The 18,254-nt window shown below is 59.4% G+C and carries 16 protein-coding genes; 8 read left to right on the top strand and 8 right to left on the bottom strand.

Annotated elements, in window-relative coordinates; all coding sequences use genetic code 11:
* Positions 1-123 precede the first annotated feature (123 nt).
* Positions 124-1,851, bottom strand: coding sequence for a penicillin-binding transpeptidase domain-containing protein (locus AC6I8I_RS02210; RefSeq protein ID WP_312055260.1), 1,728 nt, complete (start codon positions 1,849-1,851; stop codon positions 124-126).
* Positions 1,852-2,130: 279 nt separating this feature from the next.
* A complete protein-coding gene (locus AC6I8I_RS02205) occupies positions 2,131-4,404 on the bottom strand; it encodes a molybdopterin guanine dinucleotide-containing S/N-oxide reductase (protein WP_497828260.1) in 2,274 nt (757 codons plus the stop codon).
* 192 nt (positions 4,405-4,596) lie between these two features.
* On the opposite strand from AC6I8I_RS02205, the gene galR reads away from it, so the two are divergent.
* The gene (gene galR, locus AC6I8I_RS02200; protein ID WP_312055262.1) at positions 4,597-5,601 is read left to right on the top strand and encodes an HTH-type transcriptional regulator GalR; all 1,005 of its coding nucleotides are present in this window, start codon (positions 4,597-4,599) and stop codon (positions 5,599-5,601) included.
* A 30-nt stretch (positions 5,602-5,631) separates the two neighbouring features.
* Here galR and AC6I8I_RS02195 read toward each other — a convergent pair whose 3' ends face one another.
* Positions 5,632-8,037 (bottom strand): beta-N-acetylhexosaminidase, encoded by a 2,406-nt coding sequence (locus AC6I8I_RS02195; RefSeq protein ID WP_497828259.1) that lies wholly within the window; start codon positions 8,035-8,037, stop codon positions 5,632-5,634.
* A gap of 249 nt (positions 8,038-8,286) precedes the next feature.
* On the opposite strand from AC6I8I_RS02195, the gene nrdD reads away from it, so the two are divergent.
* Positions 8,287-10,422, top strand: a complete 2,136-nt coding sequence (gene nrdD / locus AC6I8I_RS02190) for an anaerobic ribonucleoside-triphosphate reductase (protein WP_312055264.1) — start codon at positions 8,287-8,289, stop codon at positions 10,420-10,422.
* On the top strand, positions 10,419-10,886 hold the full coding sequence (gene nrdG / locus AC6I8I_RS02185; RefSeq protein ID WP_312055265.1) for an anaerobic ribonucleoside-triphosphate reductase-activating protein: 468 nt from the start codon (positions 10,419-10,421) through the stop codon (positions 10,884-10,886). Before nrdD ends, nrdG begins: the two co-directional genes overlap by 4 nt.
* Here the strand turns inward: nrdG and AC6I8I_RS02180 are convergent.
* On the bottom strand, positions 10,878-11,513 hold the full coding sequence (locus AC6I8I_RS02180) for an NAD-dependent epimerase/dehydratase family protein (RefSeq protein WP_312055266.1): 636 nt from the start codon (positions 11,511-11,513) through the stop codon (positions 10,878-10,880). The two genes, nrdG and AC6I8I_RS02180, sit on opposite strands and share 9 nt — an antisense overlap.
* A gap of 144 nt (positions 11,514-11,657) precedes the next feature.
* Here AC6I8I_RS02180 and AC6I8I_RS02175 point away from each other — a divergent pair, with 144 nt between their 5' ends.
* Positions 11,658-12,179 (top strand): type 1 glutamine amidotransferase domain-containing protein, encoded by a 522-nt coding sequence (locus tag AC6I8I_RS02175; protein ID WP_312055267.1) that lies wholly within the window; start codon positions 11,658-11,660, stop codon positions 12,177-12,179.
* Positions 12,180-12,213: 34 nt separating this feature from the next.
* Here the strand turns inward: AC6I8I_RS02175 and AC6I8I_RS02170 are convergent, their stop codons facing one another.
* Positions 12,214-12,654, bottom strand: a complete 441-nt coding sequence (locus AC6I8I_RS02170; RefSeq protein ID WP_312759913.1) for a YhbP family protein — start codon at positions 12,652-12,654, stop codon at positions 12,214-12,216.
* Positions 12,655-12,739: 85 nt separating this feature from the next.
* Between AC6I8I_RS02170 and AC6I8I_RS02165 the strand changes: the two genes are divergently transcribed.
* Entirely contained in the window at positions 12,740-13,039 is a 300-nt protein-coding gene (locus AC6I8I_RS02165) for a GIY-YIG nuclease family protein (protein ID WP_312055314.1), read from the top strand.
* Here AC6I8I_RS02165 and AC6I8I_RS02160 read toward each other — a convergent pair.
* Together AC6I8I_RS02160 and ubiT are read right to left on the bottom strand one after the other, a co-directional pair.
* Positions 13,023-13,529 carry a GNAT family N-acetyltransferase gene (locus AC6I8I_RS02160; protein ID WP_312055268.1) on the bottom strand — a complete coding sequence of 169 codons (507 nt, stop codon included), beginning with the start codon at positions 13,527-13,529 and terminating at the stop codon, positions 13,023-13,025. The two genes, AC6I8I_RS02165 and AC6I8I_RS02160, sit on opposite strands and share 17 nt — an antisense overlap.
* Positions 13,523-14,047 (bottom strand): ubiquinone anaerobic biosynthesis accessory factor UbiT, encoded by a 525-nt coding sequence (gene ubiT / locus AC6I8I_RS02155; protein ID WP_312055315.1) that lies wholly within the window; start codon positions 14,045-14,047, stop codon positions 13,523-13,525. The genes AC6I8I_RS02160 and ubiT overlap by 7 nt, the downstream gene beginning before the upstream one ends.
* Positions 14,048-14,251: 204 nt before the next feature.
* Between ubiT and ubiU the strand changes: the two genes are divergently transcribed.
* From ubiU to AC6I8I_RS02140, 3 genes are all read left to right on the top strand, one after another.
* Positions 14,252-15,247, top strand: coding sequence for a ubiquinone anaerobic biosynthesis protein UbiU (ubiU, locus tag AC6I8I_RS02150; RefSeq protein WP_312055269.1), 996 nt, complete (start codon positions 14,252-14,254; stop codon positions 15,245-15,247).
* Positions 15,248-15,256: 9 nt separating this feature from the next.
* Positions 15,257-16,135 carry a U32 family peptidase gene (locus tag AC6I8I_RS02145; RefSeq protein ID WP_497828631.1) on the top strand — a complete coding sequence of 293 codons (879 nt, stop codon included), beginning with the start codon at positions 15,257-15,259 and terminating at the stop codon, positions 16,133-16,135.
* A 115-nt stretch (positions 16,136-16,250) separates the two neighbouring features.
* Entirely contained in the window at positions 16,251-17,261 is a 1,011-nt protein-coding gene (locus tag AC6I8I_RS02140) for a luciferase-like monooxygenase (protein WP_312055270.1), read from the top strand.
* On the opposite strand, the gene AC6I8I_RS02135 is transcribed toward AC6I8I_RS02140, so the two are convergent.
* A complete protein-coding gene (locus AC6I8I_RS02135) occupies positions 17,223-18,182 on the bottom strand; it encodes an AraC family transcriptional regulator (RefSeq protein ID WP_497828258.1) in 960 nt (319 codons plus the stop codon). The two genes, AC6I8I_RS02140 and AC6I8I_RS02135, sit on opposite strands and share 39 nt — an antisense overlap.
* Positions 18,183-18,254 lie beyond the last annotated feature (72 nt).

Genomic DNA, 18,254 nt, shown 5'->3' with positions numbered 1-18,254 from the left:
TCTATCCTCGCACTGTTTCGTGCCGCCGCAACAGAGGGAAAACGCAACCGAATCCGGGGAAATGCAACGAGGTGTGAATATCTGCCTCGCCGCACTTACACTCTGATTTTTCTCAGATTTATCTTAGTTGTTCGCCGCGGTCGCGCTGTAAATAGCGTCCGGCGCGATATTCATGTGCTTCAGTACCGGCCCCATGATGTTGCCGAATACCGGCGCAGCCACCGAGCCACCAAAGTGATCTCCGGCGGTCGGATGGTTAATCATCACCACCAGCGCCACTTCCGGATGACTGGCGGGCGCGATACCGGCGGTATAGTTGACGTAACCGCCATCATATTTGCCGCTGTTGCCCATCTTCTCAGCGGTACCGGTTTTGGTCGCCAGACGATAGCCCGGCACTGCGGCTTTCACCCCGGTTCCGCCCGGCAACACGTCACTCTCCAGCATATGTACCACCTCTTTCACCGTTTCCGGATTCGCCACCTGCTTGCCCAGCACCGGCGGGGTGACCCGGGTAATCGACAGCGGGCGGTAGACGCCGTAAGAGCCGAGAGTGGCGTATTCACGCGCAATCTGCAGCGGCGTGACGCGCAGGCCGTAACCAAACGAGAAGGTGGCTCGTTCGATGTCCGCCCAGCGGGTGCGGTGCAGCGGGAAGTAACCGACGCTCTCGCCGGTTAAGCCCAGGCCGGTCGGTTTACCGAGACCAAACGCATGATAGGTATTCACCAGCGCTTCCGCCGGCATCGCCAGCGCAATATGGGACACGCCGATGTCGCTCGACTTCTGCAGGATGCCGGTCATGGTCAGGCGCGGCCAGTGGCCAACGTCGCGGATCAGGTGGCCGTTGACCCGGTAGGGCGTGGTATCAATCACCGAGTCCGGCCGCACCAGATGACGCTCCAGCCCTTCCATCACCACCAGCGGCTTTACCGTCGAGCCGGGTTCGTAACTGTCGTTAATCGCCGCGTTACGCATCTGGGCCGGCGTGGCGCCATCGTAGTTATTCGGGTTGAACGACGGATAGGAGGCCATCGCCAGAATCTCGCCGGTGTCGATCTTCACCAGCACCGCTGCGCCCGAGTCCGCCTTATTCAGCAGCACGCCGTCGCGCAGTTTACTGTAGAGAGTGTATTGATCGTATTTGTCGATGCTGAGCTGCACCGTCGGCGGCTGCGTCGGCGGCTGATAGTTGATCATCGCGATGATATTGCCGGCGGCGTCCTGGCGATAAACTTCTTTACCCGGCTCGCCCTGCAACACCTTATCAAAGCCCTTCTCCAGCCCGTTCAGGCCGACATTATCCGCCCCGACGATGCCAATCAGCGGCGCAGACGCTTCACTCATCGGATAGAAACGGCTGTCGTCGTAGACCTCACTGATGCCTTTCAGCTTCAGCTCTTTAATATCTTTGGCGATACCCAGTTCGATTTTACGTCCCAGATAGAGGAAACGGCGTTTTGGATTGGCGGTGATCTGCGCCGCCAGTACCTCCGGTCGGGTATTCAGGGCGGCAGCCAGATAGGCCCACTTGGCACTGGTGAAGTCGGGATTGCTCTCCAGCACGCGTAACGGATCGGCGATCACATCGCGTGACGGTACGCTGAGCGCCAGCGCTTCGCCGTTGCGATCCAGCAGTGTGCCACGGCTGGTTGGCAGCGTGACGGTGCGCAGCGAGCGCTGATCGGCTTCGTGCTCCAGCATCGGCTGATTGAGGAACTGCAGGTCCGCGACGCGCGCCAGCAACACCACCATGCAGGCCAGCACACCAAGGCAGATAAGACGGAAGCGAAAAGGGTTAAACGGGGCTTTAATCTGGTCTTTTCCCAGTAGTTTTTTAATCCGGGGCATGGCAATCCGCTGCGCTAAAGAGATAAAAGAGGGCGTAATTGAGCAGTTATAAAGAAAGCGCTGACCGGTTAACAGGAAAACTGTGTATCAGTTCGTTATCAGCCGCTAAATGCCGGGCAAAAAAAACCTGCGCATCTGCGCAGGTTGGTGTAATCAAGAAAATCTATTGATGTTCACCCATCAATACCTCTGGGACCCTGACTGTAGCAAGCGGCATCGATCGGCTGCCATCGCTCAAACGCAACAGTTACCGGCAAAGTGTAACCAGCCATGAGATCCTTACGCTATTTTGCAATCCGGATGTTTTTTGATTTCGACCAGACAACTCATGGCGTTAGGTCCCTGGGTCAGCGACGAGGTGCCGATGTCGAGCGTCAGAACGTTGGGATTGCCGGCGCGATCGTAGGGCTGCCACGCCTGACCGAAGCCGGGATCAAACCAGGCACCGGTGGCGATGATCACCACGCCCTGGGTCAGCCCCTCGGTCAGCCGGACGCCGGCCAGCATTACGCCGCGCGCGTTGCTTACCTCGATTTCGTCACCGTCGACGATGTCACGCGCCGCCGCATCCAGCGGATGCATATACAGCGTTTCGTGACCGGCGGTTTTATTGCCCTGCACGGTGTCGGTGCCATCCAGCTGGCTGTGCAGCCGGTCAGCAGGCTGAATCGAGATCATATGCAGCGGATAGTCGCGGCCGATCGGCGCACCCAGCCACTCCTGCGGCTCGCGCCACTCCGGATGGCCGGCAAAATCGTCAAGCTGGTAGTCGGCAATCGTCTGGCTGAACAGCTCGATTTTGCCGCTGGCGGTGTTGATCGGGTTGGCCTGCGGATCGGCGCGGAAAGCATCCATAAACACGTAAGGTTTGCCGCCCTCGGGGATCTCCACAAAGCCGCGCTGCCAGAACGCCTCAAACTCAGGGAAGCTGATGCCTTTGCGCTGGTGCGCCACCGCACACTGCTGGTAGAGATGTTCAATCCACTGCATCTCGTTGCGCCCTTCAGTAAAGGTGTCGCGGTAGCCGAGACGCTCCGCCAGATCGGCAAAGATATCGAAGTCGTTGCGCGCCTGATGTTGCGGTTTGATCGCCTGATGCATCGCCAGCACAAAGCGGTCGCGTGACGATCCGCCAATGTCGTTGCGTTCCAGCGTCGTGGTGGCGGGCAGCACGATATCGGCCATCTGCGCCGCCGGAGTCCAGACAATGTCCTGCACCACCACGGTGTCAGGTCGCTGCCAGCCCGCCACCAGCCGGTTGAGCTGCTGATGGTGATGGAACGGATTCCCACCCGCCCAGTGCACCATATGGATGTCAGGATAGTGCAGCGTCTCGCCCTGGAAGGTGTAAGGCTGGCCGGGATTGAGCAGCATATCGCTGATACGCGCCACCGGAATCGACAGGCCAGACGGGTTGGGTCCGGTACTCATCATCGGTGCCGGGCCGTCCTGGCGCGGATTGCCGACGCTGTTCATCGACCCGTGACCAAAGGAGAAGCCCGCGCCCGGCAGGCCTGGCTGACCGAGCATCGATGACAGGGCGATCATCATCCAGTACGGCTGCTCACCGCGGTGGGCGCGCTGAACCGAATAAGAGCAGGTGATAAAGCTGCGTTTGCCGATCAGCTGCTGCGCCAGTTGTACGATGCGATCGGCCGGGATACCGGTGATGCGGCTGGCCCAGCCGGCGGTTTTCGCCACGCCGTCCGTTTCGCCCAGCAGGTAGGCGCGCAGTTGCGGCCAGCCGGTGCAGTGGCTGGCGAGAAACGCCTCGTCCACCGCGCCGCGCTGGGTAATCTCATAACCCAGCGCCAGCATCAGCGCCACGTCGGTATTCGGGCGAATCGGGACCCACTCGGCGTTGAGGAAGGCCGGGCAGTCATCGCGCATCGGGCTGATATTAATCACCGGCGTGCCTTTGGCCGCCAGCTGCTGCAGCGCCGGTTTCAGGCTGTGCTGCCCGGCTCCGCCCGACGCGACCTGGGCGTTCTTCAGCGCCAGTCCGCCAAAGGCGACAAAAATCTCTGCATGTTCCACCACTTCCGGCCAGTCGGTGACGCGACCGGTCAGCGGCATATAGGTGCCAATAACATACGGCAGGAAAAATTGCGCCGCGCCCCAGCTGTAGTTGCCCTGCTGGTCGACGCCGCCACCGCCCTGAAAGTAGAAGCGGCGGATCAGGGTGCGGGCATGGTTAACCCGTCCGGCTGATGACCAGCCGTATGAGCCATTGAAAATGCCCGATGCGCCGTAGCGCTCGCGGATACGGCGGTTTTCATCTGCTACCAGATCCAGCGCGGTGTCCCAGTCGACCGCCACAAAATCTTCCCGGCCCCGCAGCGTGCGATCGCTGTTTTCACGTGACTTCAGCCACGAGCGACGCACCATCGGCTGGCGGATACGCTTATCGGAGTAGACCAGTTCAGGAATGGTGTGGATCATCGGGGACGGATCGGCATCGGCGAAAAAAGGCTCGCAGCCAATCAGGCGATCGTTTTCAGTGACGGCGGTGAAGGCGCCCCAGTGCGCCAGGTGTGGCACTTTGGTTTTCATCGTTGTTTTTCACGGCAGAGATTTGGGGATAATCAGCATAGCATGGGGTACCGCTTCAGCAGAAGGCGTGCCGGATGGCCCGATTTCGCCCTCTTTTGCGACGACGCTGGCATTCTGCTGGCTTGATGTGGCGGCCCTTTTCCGTAACACTGATGCGATGTGTAAACGTTTTCCCCGGAAGCAGGTAAACGCATGGCTACCATAAAGGATGTTGCCCGACTGGCTGGCGTTTCTGTCGCCACAGTCTCCCGTGTAATCAATAATTCTCCCAAGGCCAGCGACAGCTCGCGCCAGGCCGTCGGCCAGGCGATGGAGCAACTTCAGTATCACCCAAACGCCAATGCGCGCGCGCTGGCGCAGCAGTCTACCGAAACCCTCGGGCTGATTGTCGGTGATGTGTCGGACCCGTTTTTTGGCGCGATGGTCAAAGCGGTCGATGAAGTCGCAGGAAAAACCGGCAACTTTTTGCTGATTGGTAACGGTTACCACAATGAGCAAAAAGAGCGGCAGGCGATTGAACAACTGATGCGCCACCGTTGCGCAGCGCTGGTGGTGCACGCCAAGAAAATTCCGGATGCAGAACTGGAACAGTTAATGAAACAGGTGCCGGGTATGGTGCTGCTTAACCGGCTGATCAAAGGCTTCGAGCAGCGCTGTATTGCGCTCGACGATCGCTACGGCGCCTGGCTGGCGACCCGCCATCTGATCCAGCTGGGTCACCAGAATATCGCCTTTATCTGCTCGACCCACACCATTTCCGATGCCGAAGATCGCCTGCAGGGTTACTACGATGCGCTGAAAGAGCATGGCCTGCCGTGCAGCGATCGGCTGGTGACCTGGGGTGAACCGGATGAGGTGGGCGGCGAAACGGCGATGACCGAACTGCTGGGACGCGGCAAAAATTTCACCGCGGTTGCCTGCTACAACGACTCGATGGCCGCCGGCGCACTGGCGGTGCTGAGCGATAACGGCGTCCGGGTGCCAGAAGAGATGTCACTGATTGGTTTCGACGATGTGCTGGTATCACGCTACGTGCGCCCGCGTCTCACCACCGTACGCTATCCCATCGTCACCATGGCGCAGCAGGCCGCCGAACTGGCCCTGGCGCTGGCCAATGACCAGCCACTGCCGGAAGTGACCCACATGTTCAGCCCGACGCTGGTGCGCCGTCATTCGGTCAGCGGTCCGGCATCATAATAGTGCGCGGCCGCTTCAGGCCGCGCCCGACTACTTAAAGGCGCGCAGCAGCGTTTCCAGCGGCCTGACCAGCGCAATCACCGTCTCATCCTGCACTTCCGCCGCCGCGTCCAGCGTGGCGTGCATCTGTGCCACTTCACTGGCCCCAAAGGCCTGGTTACGGGCCCAGGCGTTCACCAGCGAAATCCCCATCCGGCTCAACGCGTCCACCTGTTGCGCACTGGCTGCCAGCGGCTTCAGCAGGTAGTTAGCATTCAGCAGCGGCATCACCTGCGCGGTATTCGCCTGCCAGCGCTGGAGCTGATGTTGAATCGCCGCCGCCGCCGTCGGATCGGTGCGGTTGGCGATCAGCGCGGCGACCTGATGCTCCAGCTGGCGCGCCGCCTCACTCTCGGCGGGCAGCACATCCGCCAGCCGGTTTAACGGCTCATGGTAATCATAATGGCCGGCCTGAAACTTCAGGTGCTGTCGGGTGTAGTACTGCGCCGGTTCCAGCACCTCGGCCAGCACCTGCAGCGGCGCGATATCGCTGCGGTTGGCCAGCCGCATCATCTGACGTTCCGCCTGGGCGTGTTGCTGAGTGCCGACAGAGACGCTGCTCCAGCGATCCATCGCCGCCAGCCGCTGATACATCTCATCGCTATCGGTAACGTCCTGAGCGGACCACAAACGCTCGGCGACCACAAAGGCGCGCGGCCACAGTTTGGTATCAATAATCTGGCTGTTGATATTCTCGGCCCACAGCGCCGCCTCCCCGCCCAGCAGATTTTGCTGCATCTGCTGCGGTGTCGGCAGCGTGGGCGCAATCCCGGCCGGTGCCTGCGCCAGCTTTTTGCCGCTGACCGGATAACGCACGTTCCCCACCCGCACATAGCCGCTGAGCGCCTGCGTCTGCGGCTGCAGCGTCACCACCGGCTGCAACGGCCCCATCCAGCTGTCGACCTGAAAACGCACCTGCTGCGTCGATAGCCAGTCGATCTGGCTGACCATTCGCCGCGCTTTGCCGGCAAAGTCGATAAAGCCACGCCAGCCCTGCTGCCCCTCAATCAGGGTAAAACTGCCCTGCACCGGACTGCCTTTCAGACGCGGCAGGGTAAATGCCCAGCTTTGCGCCTGTTCACCCGGCTGCAGCTTATCCTGGCCGTTAAGTCCCTGCGGATAGATTTCGTTGCGGTAGTGATAGCTGGCGGGCTGCGGCTGATCGAGATAGAAGCCGGTAGAAAGGATGCCGCGCATGTTCTCTTTGGCGACCTCGCTCAGCGCATCCTGGCCCTGCCACGACTGGATCAGAATGCTGCGCGGCAGATCGGGATGGGCGATCTCATCCCAGCCGATCATCTGACGCTGGTGCTTCTCAAGGATCTTCTCAACCCGCTGATTGAACCAGGCCTGCACTGCGTGAGCATCTTTCAGCCCGCGATCGCGCATAAATTGCTGGATCTGCGGAGACTGGTTCCACTGAGTCGGATCGACCTCATCGCCGCCAATGTGCAGCCACGGATCGGGAAAGATCGCAGCCATTTCGCCAACCAGCGTGTCGATCACCTGATAGACCTGCTCATTGCTGGGATCCAGCAGCGGTTTAAACACTCCCCAGCCGCGCTCCATCTGATAGGGACCCGGCGCGCTGATCAGCTCCGGCATCGCCACCCCCAGCGCCGAGGCGTGGCCCGGCAGATCCAGCTCCGGCACCACCCGCACACCGCGATCGGCGGCATACTGCACCAGTTCACGCATCTGTTGCTGAGTGTAATAGCGGCCATCACTGGCTTTCTGCTGAAGCTGAGGATAGTGGCTGGAAGCAAAACGCCAGCCCTGATCGTCGGTCAGATGCCAGTGAAAGACGTTCATCCGGGCGGCGGCGATGCCATCAATTTGCCGCCGGAGGGTTTCAATTGGCATAAAGTGACGAGCGCTGTCGATCAGTATTCCGCGCCAGGGGAATCGCGGCTGGTCATCAATGGTCACATAAGGCAGCGTGGTGCCCCGATCGCCGTTCTGAATCAGCTGCAGCAGAGTTTCCATGCCGCGCATCGCGCCGAACCGGCTGGGGGCACGGAGCAGCACCCCGCTGCCATCAATTTGCAGGTGATAACGTTCATCACTGTCGGGCAGCTGCAGCGGATCGACTGTTTTATCAATCACGATACGGATGGTCGGCTGCGCCACCGGCTGACGGGCGGGCAACAGCGGCCAGCCGGTCTGATTAGCGATGCGTTCCAGCCAGCGCGCCTCGGCCCCCGCCAGATGATCGCCGCTAATCTGCAGTGTCAGCTGCGGCGTCAGGCTCAGCGTGCCGCCGCTGGCTGGCTGCTCAACCCGTTGCGGCCAGGGCATTAAGGGGAGCTTTTCAGCCAGCGCCGGAGAGACCAGCGCCACACTCATAACGCAACTTATCGCACTGCAACCAGCAATCAGAGAACGGCGTAACCACATTGGCGGGCATCCTTGTAGAGTCAATGACTTATCACGGGCAAACCCTGATTAAAGTTGTTTCGCGCGCTTAAGCAAGTTAATACATTAAGAAATTTGAACTGACGACGGAATAGTTAACATCCGGCGCTTTTTTCTGCCCGCTTCGCCGTTCCTTGTTTCAGGTCAAAATTCGGTGGAATAATTCGCAACAATCACTACATGTAGGTATTAGAATCCTGCAAACACCCATATGTAGTCTCTGGAGGGAGAATGGCGACGGTAGTGATTAAGCGTGATGGATGCCGGACAGGCTTTGATGCACAACGTATTCAGCAAGCCGTGGCCGCTGCCGCGCGTGCGGCAAATGTGGACGATGCGGCCTGGTGCGCGCAGGTGGCGCAGCGCGTCAGTACGCTGCTGGCAGAGCGTCAGGAAGTCGACATCCGCGAGATCCAGTGTGCGGTCGAAGAGACACTGATGGCCGGTCCCTATCCGCAGCTGGCCCGGACCTATATCGAATATCGCCACGATCGTGACGTCGCGCGCGATCGCCAGAGCCAGTTACATCACGCCATTCGCGGGCTGGTCGATCAGACCAACGCCGCCCTGCTGAACGAAAATGCCAATAAAGACAGCAAAGTGATCCCGACCCAGCGCGATCTGCTGGCCGGGATCGTGGCGAAGCACTATGCCCAACAGCAGATCCTGCCGCGTGATGTGGTGCTGGCCCACGAGCGCGGCGAGATCCACTATCACGATCTCGACTATTCGCCCTTCTTCCCGATGTTTAACTGCATGCTGATCGATCTGAAAGGGATGCTGACCAACGGCTTTAAAATGGGCAATGCCGAGATTGAGCCGCCTAAATCGATCGCCACCGCGACCGCCGTTACCGCCCAGATCATCGCCCAGGTCGCCAGCCATATCTACGGCGGTACCACCATCAACCGGATTGATGAGGTGCTCGCCCCGTTTGTTGAGCTGAGCTATCGCCGCCATCACGCCATCGCTGTGGAGTGGCAGATCGCTGAAGCGGAGCAATACGCGCAGCAGCGCACCGAAAAAGAGTGTTACGACGCCTTCCAGTCGCTGGAGTACGAGGTCAATACCCTGCATACCGCCAACGGTCAGACGCCGTTTGTCACCTTTGGCTTCGGGCTGGGCACGGACTGGGCGGCCCGGCTGATCCAGCAGTCGATTCTGCGTAACCGGCTGGCCGGTCTGGGCAAGAACCGCAAAACTGCGGTGTTCCCAAAACTGGTGTTCAGCATTCGTGAAGGGGTCAACCGGCGCGCAGGCGACATTAATTACGACATCAAGCAGCTGGCACTGGAGTGCGCCAGTAAGCGCATGTATCCCGATATTCTCAATTACGATCAGGTGGTGAAGGTCACCGGTTCCTTTAAGACGCCGATGGGCTGCCGCAGCTTCCTCGGGGTGTATGAAGAGAACGGCGAGCAGATCCATGAAGGCCGCAATAATATCGGGGTGATCAGCCTTAATCTGCCACGTATTGCGCTGGAGGCGGCGGGTGATGAAGCGCGCTTCTGGTCACTGCTGGATCAACGTCTGCTGCTGGCGAAGCGGGCATTAATGACCCGCGTGGCGCGCCTGGAGAAAACCAAAGCGCGGGTGGCGCCAATCCTCTATATGGAAGGGGCCTGTGGCGTTCGCCTGAACGCCGATGATGAGATCGGACCGATTTTCCGCAACGGCCGCGCCTCACTGTCGCTGGGTTATATCGGCCTGCATGAAACCCTGAACGCACTAAGCGGTGGCAAGCAGCATCCGTATGATGATGCGGCCCTGCGCGCTAAAGGGGTGGAGATTATCGCCCATCTGCGCGCCGCGACCGATCGCTGGAAAGACGAGACCGGTTACGGCTTCAGCCTCTACAGCACCCCAAGTGAAAATCTGTGCGATCGCTTCTGCCGGCTTGATGCAGCGGAATTTGGCGTGGTGCCCGGCGTCACCGACAAAGGCTACTACACCAACAGCTTCCATCTCGACGTTGAGAAGAAGGTGAATCCGTACGACAAAATTGACTTTGAAGCGCCCTATCCACCGCTGGCGAATGGCGGTTTCATCTGTTACGGCGAATACCCCAACATTCAGCACAACCTGAAGGCGCTGGAAGATGTCTGGGATTACAGCTACGACCGCGTGCCCTATTACGGCACCAACACCCCGATTGACGAGTGCTACGACTGCGGGTTCAACGGCGAGTTTACCTGCACCAGCCGCGGCTTTACCTGTCCGCAGTGCGGCAACCACGATCCGGCCCGCGTCTCGGTTACGCGGCGGGTCTGTGGCTATCTCGGCAGCCCGGATGCGCGACCGTTCAACGCCGGTAAACAGCAGGAAGTGCAGCGTCGGGTGAAACATCTCGAGGGCCCGCTGGGATGATGCGTATCCATCGCTATTACGATGTGGATATCGTGAACGGGCCGGGCACGCGCTGTACCCTGTTTGTCGCCGGCTGCGAACATCAGTGTCGCGGCTGCTACAACCAGAGTACCTGGCGGCTCGATTCGGGCGTTCCCTTTACCCTGGCGATGGAAGAGCAACTGCTGGCAGATTTGCAGGATACCCGCATCCCGCGTCAGGGACTGTCACTGAGCGGCGGCGATCCGCTGCATCCGCATAACGTGCCGCACATTCGCCGGCTGGTGAAACGGGTGCGGCAGACGTGCCCCGATAAAGATATCTGGCTGTGGACCGGTTACCAGATGCAGGAGCTGAATGGTGCCCAGCGCGAGGTGCTGGACTATCTCGACGTGCTGATTGATGGCCGCTTTGTCGAGGCGGAAAAAGATCTGCGGCTGCTGTGGCGCGGCAGCCGCAATCAGCGTATCTGGCAGCTACGCTGAGTGACGCGGAATATCTCCCGACTCAATGATGGTTACGCTGTCGCCACCCGGCGTAAAGGCCTGCTGATGCAGGCAGCGCGCCACGTCACGTGCGGTGACCGATCGCCAGTTGCCCGGCAGCAGGCCAAACAGCGGTGCCATCAGACTCTCTCCAGGGCGCGTCTGCGCCCGATCGCCCAGCAGTAACGAGGGCCGCACCAGCGTCAGGCGCGGCCAGCCCTGATGCCGTAGCGCATTTTCCATCTCACCTTTGACCCGATTATAAAAAAACGGCGAGTGACGGCTGGCACCGTGTGCACTGATCGCCAGCATCTGCTTCGCCCCTAAACGCAGTCCGCTCAGGCCGCTGTCGACCACCAGCGTGTAATCGACGTGGATAAAGGCCTGCTTGCTGCCTGCCTGCTTGCGGGTAGTGCCCAGACAGCAGAACACCGTATCCAGCGAGGTTTGCAATGGCCCAAGCACGTCGGTGAGATCCGCTTCAACCGGATTAACCACCTTGCGCATTGCGGGTAAGGCCCGCCGGGTCGGCGCAATAATTTCATCGACCCGCGGGTCCTCAATCAGCAAGCGCAGCAGATGCGATCCGACTAATCCGGTGGCCCCAGTCAGTAATACGCGATTCATTTCAGATTCGTCCTTATTTCACTGCTCACAGGTTAAAAGATAGCTGATCTACGCGGCCTGGCTTGCGTTCTGACATGGAGCGTCCAGGCTTAACAGGTTAATCAGGAAAGCGCATCCCGCGCTTCACCGTTTAAGGAGGAAAAGATGAGTAAGAAAGTTGCGGTTTTGATTACTGATGAATTTGAAGACTCAGAATTTACCTCACCGGCCGAAAGTTACAAAGGCGCTGGCTATGAGGTGATCACCATCGAGAAGCAAGCGGGTAACGTAGTCAAAGGGAAACAAGGCGAAGCGGAAGTGACTATCGATCGCAGTATTGATGACGTCAGCCCGGCCGAGTTTGATGCGTTGCTGCTGCCCGGCGGTCATTCACCGGATGCCCTGCGCGGCGACGATCGCTTTGTCGCATTTACCAAAGAATTTGTCGCCAGCGGCAAACCTATCTTTGCGATTTGCCATGGTCCACAGCTGCTGATCAGCGCCAATGGCGTGCGTGGCCGCAAGATGACCAGCGTGAAGGCGATTGCCATTGATCTGGTGAACGCGGGTGCTGACTTCCACGATAAAGAAGTGGTGGTTGACGACGATAAGCTGGTGACCAGCCGGACGCCTGACGATCTGCCGGCGTTTAATCGCGAATCCCTGCGGATCCTCGAAGCGATTTAACCCGCTGCGCCCCTTTCCTGCCGGAGAGGGGCCGCTAATCCTGCCTTACCTCTTGCCGTACCCAGGCAATTTTCTTGCCGAAGCCCAGCGCATTGTCGGTCATCTTCACTTCATCCAGTTGAATCTCCCACAGCGGCGCAGAGACTTTACGCGCAACCGGGAACCGCTTCTGGTAGGCGTTGCGTGCCACGCGCTCTGCCTCGTCGTTCAGCCGCACGATGTGGCCGCGATACTGCACCCCTTTGATCAGCAGCACGCTTCTGGGCTGGCCGTTGACCGTGCCCGCCACCTGCGGATTTTTCATCACCAGCAGTCCGTGACGGGTATCCGGCTCCGTCATGATCCAGAACGCCATGCGTGCTTCGTCGAAGACGTAATAACAGTTGGCGCACCACAGCTCATCATCGGCGGTACAGCAAAGGGAAAGGACGTGCTGTTTTCTGAGGTAGCGAACAAGATGGGCATGGTCGGACAAGGTGATCTCCTGACGGCGCACCGGATAGCGACAGGCGGCGAAGCGCGCTACACTGCCCGGCACTGTTTTTATGGAATCCATTACGATGAGTCAGCGCTGGCAACTCTATATCGTCCGTACGGCGAAAGGGAGCCTCTACACCGGCATCACCACCGACGTTCCGCGCCGGGTGGATCAGCATCAGCGTGGACGCGGTGCCCGGGCGCTGCGCGGCAAAGGCCCGCTGGATCTGGTTTTTCACTGTGAAGCGGGCGATCGCGCCAGCGCCTCCAGACTGGAGTATCAGGTGAAGCAACTGACCCGCCAGCAGAAATTGCTGTTGGTGGCGAGCCAGCCGGTCAGTCTGGAAAGCTGGCTGGAGACGCCGGTTAAGGCTGACGGTTAAAGGGTTCAGCGTATTCAATGCGGCCTTCGGCACCGTCGAAGGCGTTATCCGCCAGACGGTAGACCTGGAAAGCGGCTTCGCTGCCGGGCCAGCGGCAGTGCAGGCCGTAACGGGCGGCAGGCTCAAAGCCAAAGCGGTTAAACAGCGCCGGATCGCCCAGCACCACTACCGCGCTATAGCCGAACTCATTCAGCGTATCCAGCCCTTCATAAATCAGCTGTTTCGCAATGCCCTGACCGCGCAGGCTTTCGTCCACCGCCAGCGGGGCCAGTCCGACCCAGTTGCGATCGTCGCCCTGTACGCTAACCGGACTGAATGCAGCATAGCCCAGCACCTGTCCTTCCTCGTCGGTCGCCACCACGCCCAGCGTCAGCAGGCCATCTTCACGTAACGCCTGGGTCAGTTCAGCTTCGGCTGAGGTGCTGAAACAGCGCCTCAGCAAACTGTCGATGCCTGCGGCATCAACGCCAATCTCGGTACGTATTAACATGCAGCACCCGCGCGCGCCTGTGTGGCCTTCGCGTCCTGTTTCATTCCGGCTTCAACAAAATTCGCCATCTGCTGAATTGCCGTGCGTAATGCGGTGGGCATGGCGTCGAGTTCAATAGCATCCATTACGTTCTTCACCTCCAGTCCCAGCTCGGTGTCGCCTTCAATCGCCAGACGGCGCTGAAAGAACAGCATGTCGGGATCTGCTTTACGTGCTGCCACCAGCAACAAGTCATTGGCATTGCCCCGAAACCAGACATCCGCTTCGGCGTGCTGCAATACCGCCAGTCGGCCATCCTGCATCGTGGTTATCCATTGCAGACTGACATCCGCAATGTCGATCCCGAGCAGGCGTCCTTCGAGAAAGTCTAACTCACCTTCGGCCAAAGCATGGCGAAATTGCCAGTTTAGGAGTTGTTGCAAAAGCAACTTTTTAACCGGGAATGGGGTAAGCGATGCGGGTAAGCCTAAGATTTCTGGCGCCTTTTTCACAATATGGGCATGTAACCGCTCTAACACTTTCTTCACTCCCTTCAGAAAATTTTACGTATATTGCCACATCCTTTTCTGCGCGCCTCCTCTGAGATCAATAAAAACCACTGACGGCCGATTAAAAAAACATCATCGGCGATGATCAATTGGAATTTCACTGCCCCAAATCAACATTTGCCTGCCAGCAGATGCCTAGACTCGTTGCCCATCTGCATGTCGAGAGGATTACCGATGGAACTGCTCTGCCCGGCAGGAAATTTACCCGCAGTACGCACCGCCGTAGAGAACGGTGCCGATGCCGTGTATGTGGGACTGAAAGATGACACCAATGCGCGCCACTTTGCGGGCCTGAACTTCACCGATAAAAAGCTGGCTGAGGCCGCGCGCTATCTGCATCAGCATCAGCGTAAACTGCATGTGGCGATCAATACCTTTGCTCATCCGGATGGCATGGGACGCTGGCAGCGGGCGATTGACGTGGCGGCACAAAACGGCGCAGATGCGCTGATTCTGGCGGATATTGCCACACTGGAATATGCCGCGTCCCGCTACCCGCAGGTTGAACGCCATCTGTCGGTACAGGCCTCCGCCACCAATCTTGAGGCGGTCCGTTTTTACCATCGACATTTCAATTTACACCGCGTGGTGCTGCCGCGGGTGCTGTCGATTCATCAGGTCAAACAGCTCGCCCGCTCGACCCCGGTGCCGCTGGAAGTGTTCGCTTTCGGCAGCCTGTGCATTATGGCCGAAGGACGCTGCTACCTCTCTTCGTGGCTGACCGGTGAATCCCCTAACAGCGCCGGTGCCTGTTCGCCCGCGAAATTCGTGCGCTGGCAGCAGACACCGCAGGGCATGGAGTCACGTCTGAATGAGGTGCTGATCGATCGCTATGCACCTGACGAAAGCGCGGGCTACCCCACCTTATGCAAAGGTCGCTATCAGGTTAACGATCAGCGCTATCACGTGCTGGAAGAGCCCACCAGCCTCAATACGCTGGAGCTGCTGCCGGAGCTGCTGCGTGCCGGCATCGCCTCGGTGAAAATTGAAGGCCGCCAGCGCAGCCCGGCCTACGTGGCTGACGTGGCGCGCGTCTGGCGTCAGGCAATCGATCGCTGTAAAGCACAGCCGGAACATTTCGGCGTGACGCCAGAGTGGATGAAGACGCTGGGCGATCTGTCAGAAGGAACGCAGACCACGCTGGGTGCCTATCACCGCGAATGGCAATAAGGAGTCATGATGCAATATGCCCTCGGACCGGTGCTCTGGTACTGGCCAACTGAAACACTGGAAAACTTTTATCAGCAGGCGGCCCGCAGCAGCGCGGATATCATCTATCTCGGTGAAGCGGTGTGCAGCAAACGACGCGCCACCAGTTATGCCGACTGGATGACGCTGGCGCGCGAACTGGCCGCCAGTGGCAAACAGGTTGTGCTTAGCACCCTGGCGCTGCTGCAATCGCCGTCGGAACTGAAAGAGCTGAAGCGCTACGTTGAAAATGGCGAGTTTCTGATCGAAGCCAATGATATCGGCACGGTGAACATGGCCGCCGAGCGCCAGCTGCCGTTTGTTGCCGGGCCGACGCTGAATGTTTATAACGCCGAGACGCTGCAGCTGCTGGTGAAAGAAGGCATGACACGCTGGTGCATGCCGGTTGAGATGTCGCGCGACTGGCTGCTGCAGTTGCTGCAACAGTGCGAAGAACGGGGTATCCGGCAGCAGTTTCAGGTCGAAGTGCTGGGCTACGGCCATCTGCCGCTGGCGTTATCGGCGCGCTGCTTTACCGCGCGTTCAGAGAAGCGCGCCAAAGACGCCTGTGAAACCTGCTGCATCAAGTATCCGGAAGGGCGTCGTGTGCTGTCGCAGGAAGGTCAGCAGGTGTTCGTGCTCAACGGCATTCAGACCATGAGCGGCTACTGCTATAACCTCGGCAACGATTTGCCGGGCATGCATCGCTGGGTCGACTGCGTACGGTTCTCGCCGCAGGATAGCGGAACCCTGGCGGAGATCGATCGCTTCCGCGCCAATGAAAACGGTCAGGCACCGCTGATGGTGGCGAAAGGCAACGATTGTAATGGCTACTGGCGCAAACTGGCGGGCATGACGCTGGCATCCTGAGTAAAAGCACATACCGGCTATATTCCTGCTGAGGTTAGCAGTTTTAATATCAGGAATGATGCGTAATACTAAATGGTGCAGAATCTGACGTCTGCGCCATCTAACGGGAGTAGCCATGTCTGAGAAAAAACCTCTTCGTCTGTCCGTGCTGGATCTGGCGCCGATCCCCCAGGGCGCGACCGCACGTGAGGCGTTCCACACTTCGCTGGCGCTGGCGCGTCAGGCTGAAAAGCTGGGCTACCAGCGCTACTGGCTGGCTGAACATCACAATATGACGGGCATTGCCAGTGCCGCGACCTCGGTGCTGATTGGTTATCTGGCAGCGAATACCGACACGCTGCAGCTCGGCTCCGGCGGCATTATGCTGCCTAACCATGCGCCACTGGTGATTGCCGAGCAGTTTGGCACCCTGGCCTCGCTGTATCCCGGCCGTATCGATTTAGGCCTGGGCCGCGCGCCCGGTTCCGATCAGCGTACGATGATGGCGCTGCGTCGCCATCTCTCCAGCATGCACGCCGATACCTTCCCGGATGATGTGGCCGAACTGATCGGCTGGTTCGATGCCGAACCGGGCGAACAGCCGGCGGTACAACCGGTGCCCGGTCTGGGGCTGAAAATCCCGGTCTGGCTGCTTGGTTCCAGCCTTTACAGCGCCCAGCTGTCAGCCAAATTGGGTCTGCCGTTCGCCTTTGCTTCGCATTTCGCGCCCGACCAGCTGTTCCAGGCGCTGCACGTCTACCGTGAAAACTTCCAGCCGTCGGCGCGTCTCGAAAAACCGTACGCCATGGTCTGTATCAACGTGGTGGCTGCCGACAGCGAACGTGATGCGCGCTTCCTGTTTACCTCGCAGCAACAGCAGTTTATTAACCTGCGCCGCGGTAAGCCGGGCCCGTTACCCGCACCGGTTGAGAACATGGATAATCTCTGGTCACCGTCAGAACAGTATGGCGTGCAGCAGGCCTTGAGCATGTCGCTGGTCGGCGATAGCGACAAAGTGCGTCACGGTCTGGCTTCGCTGATGCGCGAAACTCAGGCTGACGAGATCATGGTCAACGGCCAGATTTTCGATACTGAGGCGCGTCTGCGTTCATTCGCTATTGCGATGGAAGCGGCCCGCAGTCTGTAATTCTGCCGGCGGTGGAGGCAAGCCATCGGCACCCACCGCCAGTTGCCGACTGTCACGCGCCGGCGATCGACCATAAAAGCGGCTGTACTCCCGGCTGAACTGCGAAGCGCTCTGATACCCTACCCGATAGCCCGCCGTCCCTGCATCCAGCTTTTCCACCCGCATCAGCCGTCTCGCCTCATTCAGCCTCAGCTGCTTCTGGTATTGCATCGGCGTCATCGCCGTCACCGCTTTGAAGTGATGATGCAGCGATGAGACGCTCATCCCGACGTTGCTGGCGAGCTGATCAATTTTCAGCGGTCGGTGGAAGTTTTCCCGTAGCCAGCGCGCCGCCTGTGCCACCCGGTTGCCGGGCCGCTCTGCCAGCGCCATATTCAGAATGCGCGGTCCTTCCGGCCCGGTCAGCAGTCGATAGAAGATCTCCTGTTCAATCAACGGCGCCAGCGCGGCGATATCCTGCGGATGATCGAGCAAGCGCACCAGCCGTATCACCGCATCGACCAGCAGCGGTGACATCTTATGCACCGTAATGCCCCGCTCGCTGCGTGCCTGCGACAGCGGCAGCACCGGCGGAAACTGCTCGAGGTAACGCATCAGCCGGGTTTCATTGATGGTGATGCCGATACCCAGATTGGGCTTTTCCGGCGTGGCTACGGTGACGCAGCCGCGGACCGGCATATCCAGCGTTACCAGCAGCAGATCGCCCGGCCCGTAATGCAGGATCTCATCGCCGATATGCAGCGCTTTACCGCCCTGCGCCACCAGCGCAAAGCTGGCCCATTGGGCAATGTGCACCGGCTCACTGGGGGCTGAACTACGGCCAAAAAACAGGCAGTCTATGGCGCTGCTGTGCCGGCCATCACTCGGCGCGTGACGATCGATCAGCTGCGCCAGCGTTTGCCACTCAGGGGCTTCTGTCATCACTCCTCCCGTCCCGGTCCACTCCGGATTCAGATGCGACAGATCTTAACGTAAGTTAATCCCGGCGCCTGC

This window comes from Pantoea sp. X-Soil-YNGN-775 (assembly GCF_059730575.1).
The sequence above is the reverse complement of the archived record's forward strand: the minus strand, read 5'-3'. Positions and strand labels throughout refer to the sequence as shown.